This is a genomic window from Curtobacterium pomorum (genome assembly GCF_044497295.1).
In the GTDB taxonomy this organism is placed as follows: Bacteria; Actinomycetota; Actinomycetes; order Actinomycetales; family Microbacteriaceae; genus Curtobacterium.
This window is the reverse complement of the sequence record NZ_CP172409.1, coordinates 2,597,859-2,611,504: the sequence shown is the minus strand read 5'-3', so window position 1 is coordinate 2,611,504 and position 13,646 is coordinate 2,597,859. Positions and strand designations below refer to the sequence as shown.

Genomic DNA, 13,646 nt, shown 5'->3' with positions numbered 1-13,646 from the left:
GGAACCAGGTTCCGGACACAGCACTGCGCAACGGCGTGGTGCTGTGTCCGGAACCTGGTGCCGTGCCGAACGCGCGGCGCTAGCGCGGGAAGCCCGGCGGCCGCGCCGACGCCGACGCCCCCGCCGCGGTGAGCACCGCGACGCGGGAGCGCAGCGCCTGCACGTCCCGCCCGCGCCGCAGCACGACGACACCGGCGAGGAACACCTCGGCGGGGACCGGCGGCACCGGGTGGGCGAAGGCCGCGACGTCCGCGGCCAGCGCGCGGGCGGCGGACTCCCGGAGCTCGGGGCGCATCACGGCGGCCCCGCGGAAGAACGCGCCGAGCCGGTTCTCGAGCCGCTGCGGCAGCGCCGAGACGTCCGCGACCGTCGCCCAGGCCGCGAGCTCCGGCGGCAGCACGACCTGGGGGTCGCGCTGCTTCGGCAACCGCTCGTGCTGCACGACGGTGCCGGCGAGCAGGTCCCCGAGTCTCCGTGGACGACTGCCGAACAGTGCGACGAGCAGCGCCACCGACCCGAACGTCATCCACAGTTCGAACAGTCCGACGAGTGCGCGGGTGAACGCGTGCCGGAACCCGATGGCACCGCCGTCGACGCGGACGACCCGGGTGCCGACCGCGTACCGCCCGACGCTGCGGCCCCGCGTCACCGTCTCGACGGCGGCCGGCACGAGCACGAGCACGGCGACGAACAGGGCGATGCTCAGCGCGGCGCCCCACGCGTCGTCGACGCCGCTCGGCCAGAGCCGGGACACCCCGAACACCAGGAGCAGGTACAGGACGAGCAGGCACACCCCGTCGAGGAGGGCCGACGCCAACCGCAGCACGAGTCCGGCGGGCTGCACGTCGAGCGCGACCGCCTCGCCGACCACGAGCTCGTCGGCGGTCTCGTCGAGGGCGAGCGAGAACCGGGCATCGGCGAGGTCGCGCGGCGTGCGGGGCTTCGACATGGGATCATTCTGTCGGAAGTCGGCCGACACGAGGGGGAACACGTGGACCTGGACGCCTACGCCGAGGTGCACCGCGACCGGTGGCAGGAACTCGACCGCCTCGCGCGCGCCCGACACACCACCGGTGCCGACGTCGACGAGCTCGTCTCCGGCTACCAGGCCGCCGCGACGGACCTGGCCCGCATCCGCGGTGCAGCGCCCCGCACGGCGACCGGTGACCGGTTGTCCCTCACGCTGTACCGCGCCCGTCTGCGCTTCACCGGCACCCCGGTCGACCCGCTCACCGCGGTCGCCCTGTTCTTCACCCGGCAACTGCCCGCTGCGCTGTACCGGATCCGCTGGGTGACGATCTGGGTGGCGCTGGCGACGGCGGCGATCGGCGCGATCGTGGCCGTGTGGATCACGACGACCCCGGGGGCGACGGCGACCTTCGGTACGCCGGAGGCGCTCCGCCAGTACGCCACGCAGGACTTCGTCGACTACTACTCCGACCACGGCCTCGGCGCGTTCACGGCGCAGGTGTGGACGAACAACGCGTACATCGCGGCGACCATGGTCGCGTTCGGGATCACGGGCGTCTTCGTGCCGTTCTCGATCATGCAGAACGCCGTCGGGCTCGGGGTGTCCGCCGCGATCATGCACTCGCAGGGTCGCCTGGCCGACTTCTTCCTCTACATCGCCCCGCACGGCCAGCTCGAGCTGTACTCGGTGTTCCTCGCCGGCGGGGCGGGCCTGATGATCTTCTGGTCCTGGGTGGCGCCGGGTCCGCACCGCACCCGCGCGCAGGCCCTCGCCGAGGACGGCCGAGCACTGATCACGATCGCGGTCGGCCTGACGCTGACCCTGCTGCTCTCCGGCCTGGTCGAGGGCGTCGTCACCCGCCAGGACTGGCCGTGGCCGGTCAAGATCGGCATCGGGACGGTCGCCCTCGCAGCGGTCCTCGCGTACCAGTGGGTGCTCGGCGGTCGTGCGTACCGTGCCGGGGAGCGTGGCGACCTCGACGAGTTCGAGCGCGGCACGTCCGCGCTGGTCGCCGGGTAGCGGCGGGTCGGTTCAGAGCCGGCCCGTGGCCTTCGCGCGCAGGTAGGCGTCCGCCACGAGCGGCGGGACGTCCTCCGGTGCGCCGCGGACCACCTCGGCGCCGGCACGTCGTGCGACGTCGGCGACGCCGTCGGCATCGAGCAGCGTGCGTTCGGCGGCGGCCCGTCGGTACACGTCGCGCTCCGCGCCGGTGGGGAGGCCCGGCACGCGTCCGCCCCGCGCCGTGCGGACCGTCGTGGCCGGGTCCACCCCGCCGCGTGCGGTCCGCTGCACCGCCGGGTCCTCGATGCTCGTCACCACGACGGCGTGCCGCCGGGTGAGCCGGGGCAGCACCGCCAGCAGGTCACCGGAGGCACCGACCGAGTCGAGGCTCGACGCCAGGACGACGAGCGCTCGGGACGTCGTGATCGAGTCGACGAGCGCCGGCACCGCGGACCAGTCGGTCGCGGCGAGTCCGGGTTCCGCCATCGCGAGGGCCTCGCCGAACCGCTGGACGACGTCAGTGCGCGTGGCACCGTGCACGCGGTCGTGGACGCTGTCGTCGAGGACCGCCAGGTCGACCCGGTCGCCGGCGGCTGCGGCCAGGGCGCCGAGGAGCAGTGCGGACTCGATGAAGGTGTCGAGGCGTGGTTCATCCGCGACCCTGCCGGCTCCGGCACGTCCGGCGTCGACGACGACCACGACCCGGCGGTCGCGCTCGGGACGCCAGGTGCGGACCACGAGGTCCTGCCGTCGGGCGGTCGCCCGCCAGTCGATCGAGCGGACGTCGTCGCCCCGGACGTAGTCGCGCAGTGAGTCGAACTCGGTGCCGTGGCCGCGGAGCTGCAGGGTGGTCTCGCCGTCGAGCTCGCGCAACCGGGCCAACCGCGACGGCAGGTGCCGTCGCGAGCGGAACGGCGGGGTCACGACCAGTTCACCCGGAGCCGCCACCACCCGCTGTCGAGCGGCGAGACCGAGCGGACCGAAGGCCCGGACCGCGACGCCGGCGGTGCGGCGGCGGCCGCGGCGGAACGGGGTGAACCGCATCCGTGCCGTCCGTCGTTCACCCGCGGGGACCGTCATCCGGATCCGGCGCGGCCGGTGCCCGGCGGAGGGTTCCCACATGTCGCGGACGATGCCCCGGAGCACCCGCCCGCCGTCGTTCGCGAGCACGAGCGTGCCGTCGGCGGTGCTGTCGCGCCGGGCCAGTCGCGGCATGCGCCGTTCGACGCGCACGCGTGTCAGGTCGGCGGCGAGCAGGACGTCGAGGGCGGCGGCGAGCAGCACGACCACGACCCACGCCAGACCGGCCCACCCGCTGGCGAGCAGCACGGTGGGCACGATCGCGACGGCGAGCAGCGCGACGAACCGGCCGGAGACCGCCACTAGATCGGCACCCGCACCTGCTCGAGCACCTGCTGGAGCACCCCGTCGGCGCCGACGCCCTCGAGCTCGGCGTCGGCGGCCACCCGGAGCCGGTGCCGCCAGACCGGCAGGGTCATCGCCTGCACGTGGTCGGGCGTGATGGCGTCGTAGCCGGTGAGCCACGCCCAGGCCTTCGCCGCGGCGAGCAGGGCCGTCGCACCGCGCGGGCTGACCCCGACCCGGACGGACGGTGCCTGGCGGGTGGCGCGGGCGAGGTCGACGATGTACGCCAGCACGTCGTCGCGGGCACCGACGGCACGGACGGCGCGTTGCGCGGCGAGGACCTCGTCGACGCCGACCACGGGGGTGATGCCGGCCGACCGGACGTCTCGCGGCACGAAGCCGTCGGCGTGCCGGCGGAGGACCTGCCACTCCACGTCGCGCGGCGGGATGTCGAGCGTCAGCTTCATCAGGAATCGGTCGAGCTGCGCTTCGGGGAGCGTGTAGGTGCCCTCGAACTCGATCGGGTTCATCGTCGCGGCCACGAAGAACGGGTCGGGCAGCAGCCGGGCGTCGCCGTCCACGCTGACCTGCCGCTCCTCCATCGCCTCGAGCAGGGCGGACTGGGTCTTCGGGGGCGTGCGGTTCACTTCGTCGGCGAGCAGCACGTTGGTGAAGACGGGGCCCTCGCGGAACGGGAACGTCCCGGTGGAGGCGTCGTACACGAGCGACCCGGTGACGTCGCCGGGCATCAGGTCCGGCGTGAACTGGATCCGCTTGGTGTCGAGCGACATCGCGGCGGCCAGGCTGCGGACGAGCAGGGTCTTGGCGACGCCGGGAACGCCCTCGAGCAGCACGTGCCCCTGCGCCAGGAGTCCGACGATCATGCCGGACACCGCGCCCTCCTGTCCGACGACGGCCTTGGCGACCTCGGCCCGGACGCGCCCGAAGGCGTCGCGCAGGCCGGCGTCGCCCGGGACGGGGTCCTGCCGGGGTCGGTCGTGCTGGTCGGGGACTGCTGGCAGGTCGGTCACGGTCGTGCTCCTGGTCGGTCGTGGTCGGTGCTGGGACGGTCGCCCGAGGCGGATCGTCGGACGGCCCGTTCGAGGTCGTCGAGTGCCCTCGTGCCCTCGACGAGGGCGCGGTCGTCGGTGGTCGGACCGCCGACGAGGACGGCGCCGACGCGGTCGTGGGGGATGCCGGTCGCGCGGGCTGCGGCGCGGACGACGTCGTCGACGTGCGCGGAGCGGGGGAGTCCCAGCAGCCGACCGATCCGGCGGACCGCGGCGACGCGGAGGGTGTCCAGGGCATGGGTGCGGTCGTGGGTACGGGCGTACATCCGGGCCCGGCCCTCGGTGGTCTCGGCGGCGCGGACCACGACGGGCATCCGTTCGACGACGAGCGGCCCGAGGCGGCGGCCGCGCCACACCGCGGCGGCGACGGCGACCAGGGCGAGCAGCGCGATGCCGCTCGGCACCCACGGCGGCGCCAGCTCGCCGAGCGTCGGGGCCGCGTCGGGTGCGCCGACGGTCGGCGTGTACCAGGTGAGGCGGTCGTCAGCGCCGAGCAGCCCGAGGGCGAGCGCGGCGTTCCCGGCGGTCGTGATCGTGTCGTTGCGGAGGGCCGACGTGGTGCCGACCAGGGTGACGTCACCGCCGGGCGTCGCCGCGCGGACGAGTCCCCAGGCCCGGTCGTCGCCGCTGCCGGACGGCGCGCACCGGTCCGCGTCGGGGTCGTCCACCGTGTAGCCGTACCCGTCGGTGGACACCCGCGCTGCCGATGCCGCGGCCGGGATCGCACACGACGCGGTCGACACGGTGTCGCCGCCCCCGGGCGCCGTCGCCGTCGTGACGTCGAGCCCGAAGGACGTGAACGGCGTGGAGTCGACACCCACCAGGACCACGTGCTCCGCGGTCCGGGCGATGCGCTCGGCGACCGCGGGGTCGAGGACCCCGTCGGAGTCGTCGACGAACACCGTGCCGCCGTCGATCCCGTCCGCACGGTCGGTGACCCGGACGGAGGTGCCCCGCTGCTCCAGGACACGGACCAGCGCAGCCGATCCGCTCGCCGTGGTGGACGTCGGGTCGAGCGGCCGGCGGTCCGGGCCCTCGGCGCCCTGCACCACGGCGGTGAGCACGGCGAGCACGAGTCCGACGACCACGATCGCGGCCCAGAAGCCGAACCGGAACCGGCGGCCCTCGGGCTGCTCCGGTGCCGGTGCGCCCGAGCGCGGCGTCGCGGTCGCGGTGGCGGTGGCGGTGTTGGTGCTCATGCCGGCACCTCCGGCCCCACGGACCTGGCCGGACGGGCCTGGCGCACGGCGTGCTCGGTGTCGAGGACCCGCCGGGCGGTGGCCTCGTCGGTGTCGAGCCCGAGGTAGCGGACGGCGTCGAAGGCCGTGGCGGCGCCGTCGAGCGCGGCGGCTTCGGCGGGGAACGGGACGGCTGCGCGGGCGGCGATGGTCCGGGCGGTGGCACCGGGGACGTCGGGGACGAGATCGCGCTCGCCGAGACCGCGGGCGGTCGCACGGAAACCGTCGAGGACCGCGGCCGACCAGTCGCCCCGGCGGATCGCGGACCGGGCGGCGTCGAGCAGTTCCCGGGCGGACCGGAGGTCGTCGTCGTCGAACACCCCGCCGGTGTCGTCCGTGCCGCTGCGTGCGCGACGTCGGGGGAGCCCGCGGGCGAGGACCACGAGCACCACGACGGCGACGAGCACCACGATCGCGATCACCAGGGCCGTGCGGGCTGCGACGGGGGAGTCGAGTCCGTCGGCGCGGAGCGACCCGAGCCAGTCCAGGAACGTCCGTGACGCGCGGTCCCACCAGGTCACGTGGGCGCCGTCGTAGGCGGGCCGATCGAGTTCGCGTTCGAGCAGGCGGCGGGCCTCGTCGGGGTCGACCGCGGTCATGCGGTCCCGTCCGGCGGACGGTGCTGTCCCTGCTGCGGCGGGTGGTGCGGCCACGGTTGCTGCTGCCCGGGCCAGGGCTGCTGCGCCTGCTGTTGTCCGGGCCATGCCTGCGGGGGTTGTCCGGGCCACTGCTGCGGCTGCTGCTGGGCCCAGGGCTGCTGCTGCCCGGCCCACTGCTGCTGCGGCCACGGCGGTCGGGCGACCGGTGCCGACGGGCCGAACGGGTCGGCCGGCTGCCCGGTGTCCAGGTGCGACGCGATGCGCTGGTCGAGGGCCTCGGTCCGGATCCGCCGGTCGATGGTCAGGAAGGTGACGACCGCCGCGCTCAGCACGTCGGTGATGCACTGCACGGCGATCGCGAGCAGGCTGCCGATGACGATCAGGACGAGGGCGCCGCCACCGATCCCCGATGACGCGTCGGTCTGCCCGAGCGGGTCGAACACCCCGCCGACCAGCACCGCCCCGATGGTGAGCGGCGCCGAGGCGATCGACGCCGCGACGCCGAACATCACCTGCACGAGCAGGAGGATGCCGAAGGTCCGCCAGAACGCACCGCGGGTCAGCCGCCACGACTGCGCGGCGGCGGCGAACACCGGTCGACCCTCGAGCGCGATGGTCGGCACCGTGAAGGCGAAGCGGATGCCGAGCCAGGTCAGGACCACGCCGAGGCCGAGGACCATCAGGAAGACGGCGAGCACGAACCACCCGGCGCTGGCGTCCCCGGCGCCGAGCGCCGCGAAGAACGCGACGAAGACCACCACGACGACGATGCCGACGACGAGACCCGCGCCGATCTGCACGAACATCCACCCGACGACCGGCCACCGCCGCCCGGCGAGCAACGCCCAGAGGCCCCGGAACGTCGCACGGCGGCCGAGCACGCGCTGCCCGGTGTCCGCGGCGACGGGCGCGACGAGGAACCCGCGCCCGAGGTACGCCAGGAACGGCAGGCCGATCGTCAGCAGGATCCACAGCGTCACCGAGCCCGCGACGATCGTGTCGCCACCACCGTTGCCGTCGAACGCGGTCATCATCCGCGACTGCAGCGCCTGCTGGCCGAAGGTGCTGACGAGGGTGGAGAGCAGCCCGAGCACGCCGCTGAGCAGCACGCTCCAGAGCAGCAGGACGCGGGCGTTCCTGCGGAAGACCGTGAACGCGCCGCTGAGGACGTCACCCAGCCCGAGCGGGCGGAGGGGGATCACCGGACGCGAGCCGGACGGCTGTCGGTCGCCGGGCGGTCGACCCGGCCCCGGGGCGGGCGGTCGCGGCGCGGAGGAGTGGGGCGGGCCTCCCGGCTGCTCGTGCCCCTGCCACGGACCCTGCTGTCCCGCACCCTGCCGTCCACCGCCCGGCGTCTGCCAATCGGACATGACCTCGGCCCCCTTCGTCGTGTCGGTCCGCGCGGCGACGCGCGGTCCACGTCCATCCTGGCGGAAAACGCCGCGTGACGGGGCCTCGGCTATCGTGTGGGGACACGTGCCGACCCGGCACCACCCGCACGCCACACGGAGTCCACATCACATGACACCGCGCATCCTCGTCGTCGACGACGACCAGGCCCTCGCCGAGATGATCGGCATCGTCCTCCGCTCGGAGGGCTACGAACCCGAGTTCAGCGCCGACGGCAACGACGCCGTCGACGCGTTCCACAGCACGAAGCCGGACCTCGTCCTGCTCGACGTGATGCTCCCGGGCATCGACGGCATCGAGGTCTGCAAGCGCATCCGCGCCGAGAGCGGCACGCCGATCATCATGCTCACCGCCAAGAGCGACACCGCCGACGTCGTCCTCGGCCTCGAGAACGGTGCCGACGACTACGTCGTCAAGCCGTTCAACCCGAAGGAGCTCGTCGCCCGCATCCGCACCCGGCTCCGACCGAGCGCCACCGACGCCACGGTGCTGCACGTCGGTGACGTGACCGTCGACGTCGCCGGGCACGAGGTGCGCCGCGGCGACACGGTCATCGCGCTCACCCCGCTCGAGTTCGACCTGCTCCGCGCGCTCGCCGAGAAGCCGAACCAGGTCTTCACCCGCGAGATGCTCCTCGAGCAGGTCTGGGGCTACCACTACAAGGCCGACACCCGCCTGGTGAACGTGCACGTGCAGCGCCTGCGCGCGAAGATCGAGCACGACCCCGACAACCCGAAGACCGTCACCACGGTCCGCGGCGTCGGGTACCGCGCCGGAGGAGCCTGACCACCGTGCCGCCCGCCCCGCCCGCCGGCACCGGTCCCGGCACGGCATCCGGTGCCGCCCCCGGCGCGGCCACCGTGTCGATCGGCGTGGTCGGCCGCGGTCGGCGACGGATGCGGCGCTGGGTCCGTCGTGGCTGGCGGCCCGTCGCGTACGTGTGGCGACGGTCCCTGATGTTCCGCTCGGTCGCCATCACCGTGATGACGACCGGACTGGCCGTCGGGATCATCGGCACCGCCGTCATGGTGAGCATCTCGACGAACGTCTACTCGCAGCGCCGCGACCAGATCGAGTCGGAGTCGGCCCGGGCGACCATCGTCGCGCAGGGGATCTTCGACGCCGCCACCGCCGCCGAGGACAACAACCAGTCCGAGCTCGAGACGCTGCAGAACGAGGCGCAGCAGGCGATCCTGTCGAACACGACCAGCCCCGGCGGCACGAGCATCGCGATCGAGCGGAGCCCGGACCAGTCCACCCCGCAGACGCTGCAGACCATCGCGAGCCAGGACTTCCCGGACGCCGTGATCACCGACGCCCTGCGCAAGGAGGTCGGCGCGAACACCGGCAAGCTCAGCCTGCAGCCCGTGCAGCTCGACGACGACGGCCGCCGCGTCCCCGGGCTCGCCGTCGGCTCGACGCTGCAGATCCCGAGCGCCGGCCAGTACGAGCTGTACCTGGTCTACGACCTGTCCGACGCGCAGCAGACCCTGGACTTCGTGTCGCAGACGCTCTCGATCGGCGGCGTCGCGCTCATGGTGCTCATCGCCCTGGTGACCTCGCTCGTCGTCCGGCTGGTCGTGGTCCCGATCCGCGAGGCAGCGGAGACGAGCCGCAAGATCGCCGCCGGCCGTCTGGACGAACGCATCCCGGTGCGCGGCCAGGACGACCTGGCGACCCTCGCGCGCAGCTTCAACGGCATGGCCGAGGCCGTCAGCCGACAGATCACGCAGCTCGCCGAGCTCTCCCGCGTGCAGCAGCGCTTCGTGTCCGACGTGTCCCACGAGCTGCGCACCCCGCTCACCACGATCCGGCTCGCCGGCGACATGCTCTTCGACTCGCGGCACGCGTTCGAGCCGTCGGTCGGTCGCTCGGCCGAACTCCTGCACGCGCAGGTGGAACGGTTCGAGCTGCTGCTCGCCGACCTGCTCGAGATCTCCCGCTACGACGCCCAGGCCGTCCAGCTCGACACCGAGCCGTCGGTGCCCGCGGCGCTCGCCGCGGACATCGTCGAGGAGTTCCGCCCCCTCGCCGAACGGGCCGGCATCGACCTGCAGCTCGCCACCCCGGGCGGCCACACCACGATGCGGCTCGACGCCAAGCGGGTCCGCCGCATCCTGCGCAACCTGGTCGGCAACGCGATCGAGCACGGTGACGCCAAGCCCGTCCAGGTCGTCGTCGACAGCGACGCCCGCACGGTCGCCATCGCCGTGCGCGACCAGGGCGTCGGCATGCCGCCGGAGGACGCCGCCCGGGTGTTCGACCGGTTCTGGCGGGCCGACCCGAGCCGCAAGCGCACCATCGGCGGCACCGGTCTCGGGCTCGCGATCAGCCTGGGCGACGCGAAGCTGCACGGCGGTCGGATCGACGTGTGGTCCCGTCCCGGCCACGGGTCGACGTTCGTCCTCACCCTGCCCCGGAACGAGCAGGGCACCGCCGCGACGTCGGCGATACCGCTGCCCGAGCTCGACGAGTCGTACGACGGCCCCCGCGCCGTGCGAGAGGAGTCCTGATGCGTTCCCGTCCCCGTCCCCGGCTCCGGCACGTCGTCGCCGCGGCACTGGCCGCCGTCAGCGTGCTGGCGCTCACCGCCTGCGCCGCCATCCCCGTCGACGGCGCCGTCCGCACCGGCCAGACGATCAAGGACGAGTCGCTCTCCGGCGTCGACTTCCGGCCGGACAAGCCGATCACCGGCTCCGACCAGACGGCGATCCTGCGCGGGTTCATCGCGGCGGCGACCGGTGCGCAGGACAACTACGCGATCGCCCGGCAGTTCCTGGCCTCGGACTTCTCGCAGCAGTGGAACCCGCGCCAGGGCGTCACGATCCGCGACGGCAGTGGCACCGTCGAGCGCGCCGACGACCGCGAGCTGACGTACACGCTCACCGCGAGCGCCACCGTCGACTCCGAGGGGGAGTACACGCAGGCGGTCCGCCCGACCTCGTCCACGCTGACGTTCCAGTTCACCCGCGAGGACGGCGAGTGGCGCATCGCCTACGCCCCGGACGGCATCATCCTGTCCCCGGTCAGCTTCGACTCGGTCTTCCAGCAGCACGCCCTGTACTTCTACGACCCGACGTTCCGGTTCCTCGTGCCGGACGAGCGCTGGTTCCTCGCCCGCTCGTCCACGAGCACGCGCATCGCCAGCGCCCTGCTCGCCGGCCCCGCCGACTGGCTGAAGGGCGCCGTGGTCTCGTCGTTCCCGGAGGGCACCCAGCTCTCCCTGAACGCCGTCACCATCGACAGCGGCACCGCGCTCGTCGACCTGTCCAGCGACGCGCTGGGCGCCAGCACGGTCGACCGCGTCCGGATGCGCGAGCAGCTGAGCAAGTCCCTCGCCTCGGTCGCCACGATCTCGTCGGTGTCGATGACCATCGAGGGCGCGAGCGTGTCCGTGCCCGACTCGGGTGGGGCGAACGCGCAGCAGAACCCGGACGTGGACCCCCGACCCCTCGTCGACGAGGACGGCGTCGTCGGCTACGCGGCCACGGGCACCGGCAAGGTCGCGAAGCTCGGCGGCGGCGTCGGCGACACCGTGGCCGACCTCGACCCGACCTCGATCGCGCTGTCCGCCTCCGGCACCACGGCCGCCGTCGGCAACCGCGACGGCGCCGTCGTCGTGCGCGGCGACGACCACCTGCGCGTCGACGCGCGCGAGGACCTGGTCGCCCCCTCGATCGACGACCTCGGGTTCGTCTGGGTCGGCCAGTCGTCGGACACCCGCCGGATCACCGCGTACGGCCTCGGCGGCGACCCGCACCAGGTCGCGACGTCGTTGCCGCGCGGCGAGCTCGTGTCGTTCCAGGTGTCCCGCGACTCCACCCGGGCACTCGCCCTGATCGAGACCGCGGACGGCCCCGGCCTGTACGTCATGGCGGTCATCCGCGGGTCCGACCGGTCGCCGACGTCGTTCGGTGCAGCCGTCCGCGTGCAGGCGGCCACCGGCGACGCGGTGGGGGCGACGTGGGTGAACGACACCGACGTGGCCTCGGTCGGGCAGACCACGGCCGGGCCGAACGTGGTGCGGACCACCATCGGCGGCCAGTCGAGCACCCTGCCGAAGCCGGACGGTCGCGCGACGTCGATCAGCGGCGGGAGCGGCGGCGCACTGCTCCTCCGGATGTCGAGCGGGTCGGTGCTGCAGTCCACCGGCGGCGGCTGGGACACGACCGGCGTCACCGCGGACGTGCTCGGCGTCCAGCGCTGACGACGCGGTCTCCCCTCCACACCCACCCCGGCCAGGAGGCCCGTCCACCGTCCGCACCGCCGGCCCGCGCCCGCCGTCCGGTCGCCACCACACTCGTCGCATGCGCACCGAGGACCAGCCCACCGCCGGGACGACCACCGCGGAGTCGACCGCCCCGAGCTCGCCCACGCCGTGGCGGGACGCCGCGTTCGCCGTGCTCGGCCTGTTCCTGCCGGTGGAGTGCCTGGGCTGCGGACGCCCGGACCGTGCGCTCTGCCGGGCCTGCCGCGCCGACCTGGCCGCACGTCCGCGTCGGGTGCGCCTCGTCGCGGGGGTCCGGCTCGACGCGGCGTTCGAGTACGAGGGGCTCGTCCGCGGGCTGCTCCTCGAGCTGAAGCTCCGGAGCCGGGTCGACGTGGCACGTCCGCTCGGCGGTCGGTTCGGCACGCTCGTCCGCGCGGCGCTCGCCGAGGCCCCTGCCGGCACGGTGGTGCTGCGGGTGCCGCCGTCGCGGGCCGGGGCACGGCGGCGCGGCTTCGACCCCGTGGTGCTGCTGCTCGCCCGCGGCGGCGTCCGCGGCACCGGGCGACTCCGGCGGGTACGGGTACGGGGACGGGGCGGACCTGCGGACGGTGGGCCGGGCCAGAAGGAACGGACGGCGATCGAGCGGGTCGCGGCGACCGTCGGCACGCTGCGGGCCCACGGGGTCGAGCGGCGGGACGTCGTGCTGGTGGACGACGTCGTGACGACCGGCGTCACGATGGCCGAGGGCGTCCGCGCGGTGCGGGCCGCGGGCGGTCGGGTCGTCCGGTGCGTCGCCGTCGCGAGCGTCGAGGACTGACGCCTCGGTGAACACCGGGTGACCACTGTGCGTCCGGTGAGTGTCCGGCGGACTCGCCGCCGCACCGTGACGCCGGACCAGCCGCGGGTCTAGCCTCGCGACAAGGCGTTCGGGTTCGCCGGATGGAGGCGACGCGCCGAAGCTCGATGGGAGCCGCGACATGGACGTGACGATCACAGGCCGGAACGTCGGGGTCACCGACCGATTCCGCACCTACGTCGAACAGAAGTCCGAGAAGATCGACGTGCTCGCTGACCGTGCGCTCGCCTTCGAGGTGCGCATCAGCCGCCACCACGAGAAGTCCGGCGGCAGCCAGGGCGAGGACCGCATCGAGCTCACGCTCATCGGTCCCGGGCCCCTCGTGCGGGCGGAGTCCGCGGCGTCCGACAAGTACGCCGCCTTCGACCTCGCTTTCGCCCGCATCATGGAACGCCTGCGCCGTGCCCGCGACCGGCGCAAGGTGCACCGCGGTCGTCACCGTCCGACCTCGGTGGCCGAGGCCGCCGGCAGCGCCTTCGACGGCATGGGGGTGGTCCCCGCCGACGGCCGACTCATCGAGGACGTCGCCACCGGCGCGGTCCCCGTCGTCGACGAGCAGACGACGGAGGAGGACGACACCGAGGTCTACAGCCCCGTGGTGATCCGGCACAAGGTGTTCGAGGCCGCCCCGATGACGGTCGACGACGCCCTGTACTTCATGGAGCTCGTCGGGCACGACTTCTACCTGTTCGTCGACGCCGAGACCCACCGCCCGAGCGTGGTCTACCGGCGCAAGGGCTGGGACTACGGCGTGATCGGCATCGACGACCAGACCGGCGCCACGGCGTCGGCGGACGCCGAGCCCGCCGCCGCGCTCGCCTGACGCGATCGCCGCGGACTCGTCCGACCCGGTGTGCGCGGCCCGTTCGCGGGCCGCGCACACCGCTGTTCCCACACCGACGTCCCTCACAGCGCACGGCACCGGT

12 protein-coding genes are annotated in these 13,646 nt (G+C 74.0%); 6 read left to right on the top strand and 6 right to left on the bottom strand.

Translation table 11 applies throughout. The features are described from left to right. Positions 1-79 precede the first annotated feature (79 nt). A complete protein-coding gene (locus tag ACGH48_RS12420) occupies positions 80-949 on the bottom strand; it encodes an RDD family protein (protein ID WP_123313701.1) in 870 nt (289 codons plus the stop codon). Positions 950-991: 42 nt separating this feature from the next. Here ACGH48_RS12420 and ACGH48_RS12415 point away from each other — a divergent pair, with 42 nt between their 5' ends. Beyond that, on the top strand, positions 992-1,990 hold the full coding sequence (locus ACGH48_RS12415) for a stage II sporulation protein M (RefSeq protein WP_396288823.1): 999 nt from the start codon (positions 992-994) through the stop codon (positions 1,988-1,990). A 12-nt stretch (positions 1,991-2,002) separates the two neighbouring features. On the opposite strand, the gene ACGH48_RS12410 is transcribed toward ACGH48_RS12415, so the two are convergent. From ACGH48_RS12410 to ACGH48_RS12390, 5 genes are read right to left on the bottom strand one after another with little or no spacing between them, the layout of a single operon-like run. Continuing rightward, a complete protein-coding gene (locus tag ACGH48_RS12410) occupies positions 2,003-3,355 on the bottom strand; it encodes a DUF58 domain-containing protein (protein WP_123313699.1) in 1,353 nt (450 codons plus the stop codon). Next, a complete protein-coding gene (locus ACGH48_RS12405; RefSeq protein WP_395872255.1) occupies positions 3,355-4,359 on the bottom strand; it encodes an AAA family ATPase in 1,005 nt (334 codons plus the stop codon). Before ACGH48_RS12405 ends, ACGH48_RS12410 begins: the two co-directional genes overlap by 1 nt. A gap of 5 nt (positions 4,360-4,364) precedes the next feature. Continuing rightward, on the bottom strand, positions 4,365-5,606 hold the full coding sequence (locus tag ACGH48_RS12400; protein WP_396288822.1) for a DUF4350 domain-containing protein: 1,242 nt from the start codon (positions 5,604-5,606) through the stop codon (positions 4,365-4,367). Beyond that, entirely contained in the window at positions 5,603-6,244 is a 642-nt protein-coding gene (locus ACGH48_RS12395; RefSeq protein WP_396288821.1) for a DUF4129 domain-containing protein, read from the bottom strand. The genes ACGH48_RS12400 and ACGH48_RS12395 overlap by 4 nt, the downstream gene beginning before the upstream one ends. Then, positions 6,241-7,446 (bottom strand): glycerophosphoryl diester phosphodiesterase membrane domain-containing protein, encoded by a 1,206-nt coding sequence (locus tag ACGH48_RS12390; protein WP_396288819.1) that lies wholly within the window; start codon positions 7,444-7,446, stop codon positions 6,241-6,243. Before ACGH48_RS12390 ends, ACGH48_RS12395 begins: the two co-directional genes overlap by 4 nt. Before the next feature lie 319 nt (positions 7,447-7,765). On the opposite strand from ACGH48_RS12390, the gene mtrA reads away from it, so the two are divergent. The 5 genes from mtrA (at position 7,766) to hpf (ending at position 13,543) form a co-directional block, all read left to right on the top strand. After that, positions 7,766-8,440, top strand: coding sequence for an MtrAB system response regulator MtrA (gene mtrA, locus ACGH48_RS12385; protein WP_123292246.1), 675 nt, complete (start codon positions 7,766-7,768; stop codon positions 8,438-8,440). A 5-nt stretch (positions 8,441-8,445) separates the two neighbouring features. Further along, entirely contained in the window at positions 8,446-10,167 is a 1,722-nt protein-coding gene (gene mtrB / locus ACGH48_RS12380) for an MtrAB system histidine kinase MtrB (RefSeq protein WP_260233125.1), read from the top strand. After that, the gene (locus ACGH48_RS12375; RefSeq protein WP_123313695.1) at positions 10,167-11,861 is read left to right on the top strand and encodes a GerMN domain-containing protein; all 1,695 of its coding nucleotides are present in this window, start codon (positions 10,167-10,169) and stop codon (positions 11,859-11,861) included. The genes mtrB and ACGH48_RS12375 overlap by 1 nt, the downstream gene beginning before the upstream one ends. 100 nt (positions 11,862-11,961) lie before the next feature. Then, complete coding sequence (locus ACGH48_RS12370; protein WP_396288818.1) at positions 11,962-12,681, top strand: ComF family protein; 720 nt, start codon at positions 11,962-11,964, stop codon at positions 12,679-12,681. Between the two features lie 160 nt (positions 12,682-12,841). After that, the gene (hpf, locus tag ACGH48_RS12365; RefSeq protein WP_123313693.1) at positions 12,842-13,543 is read left to right on the top strand and encodes a ribosome hibernation-promoting factor, HPF/YfiA family; all 702 of its coding nucleotides are present in this window, start codon (positions 12,842-12,844) and stop codon (positions 13,541-13,543) included. The last annotated feature ends 103 nt before the right edge of the window (positions 13,544-13,646 follow it).

Coding starts and splice junctions, on each gene's coding strand:
- ACGH48_RS12420 (WP_123313701.1), bottom strand. CDS start 949: ATGTCGAAGCCCCGCACGCCGCGCGACCTCGCCGATGCCCGGTTCTCG.
- ACGH48_RS12400 (WP_396288822.1), bottom strand. CDS start 5,606: ATGAGCACCAACACCGCCACCGCCACCGCGACCGCGACGCCGCGCTCG.
- ACGH48_RS12395 (WP_396288821.1), bottom strand. CDS start 6,244: ATGACCGCGGTCGACCCCGACGAGGCCCGCCGCCTGCTCGAACGCGAA.
- mtrA (WP_123292246.1), top strand. CDS start 7,766: ATGACACCGCGCATCCTCGTCGTCGACGACGACCAGGCCCTCGCCGAG.
- ACGH48_RS12375 (WP_123313695.1), top strand. CDS start 10,167: ATGCGTTCCCGTCCCCGTCCCCGGCTCCGGCACGTCGTCGCCGCGGCA.
- ACGH48_RS12370 (WP_396288818.1), top strand. CDS start 11,962: ATGCGCACCGAGGACCAGCCCACCGCCGGGACGACCACCGCGGAGTCG.
- hpf (WP_123313693.1), top strand. CDS start 12,842: ATGGACGTGACGATCACAGGCCGGAACGTCGGGGTCACCGACCGATTC.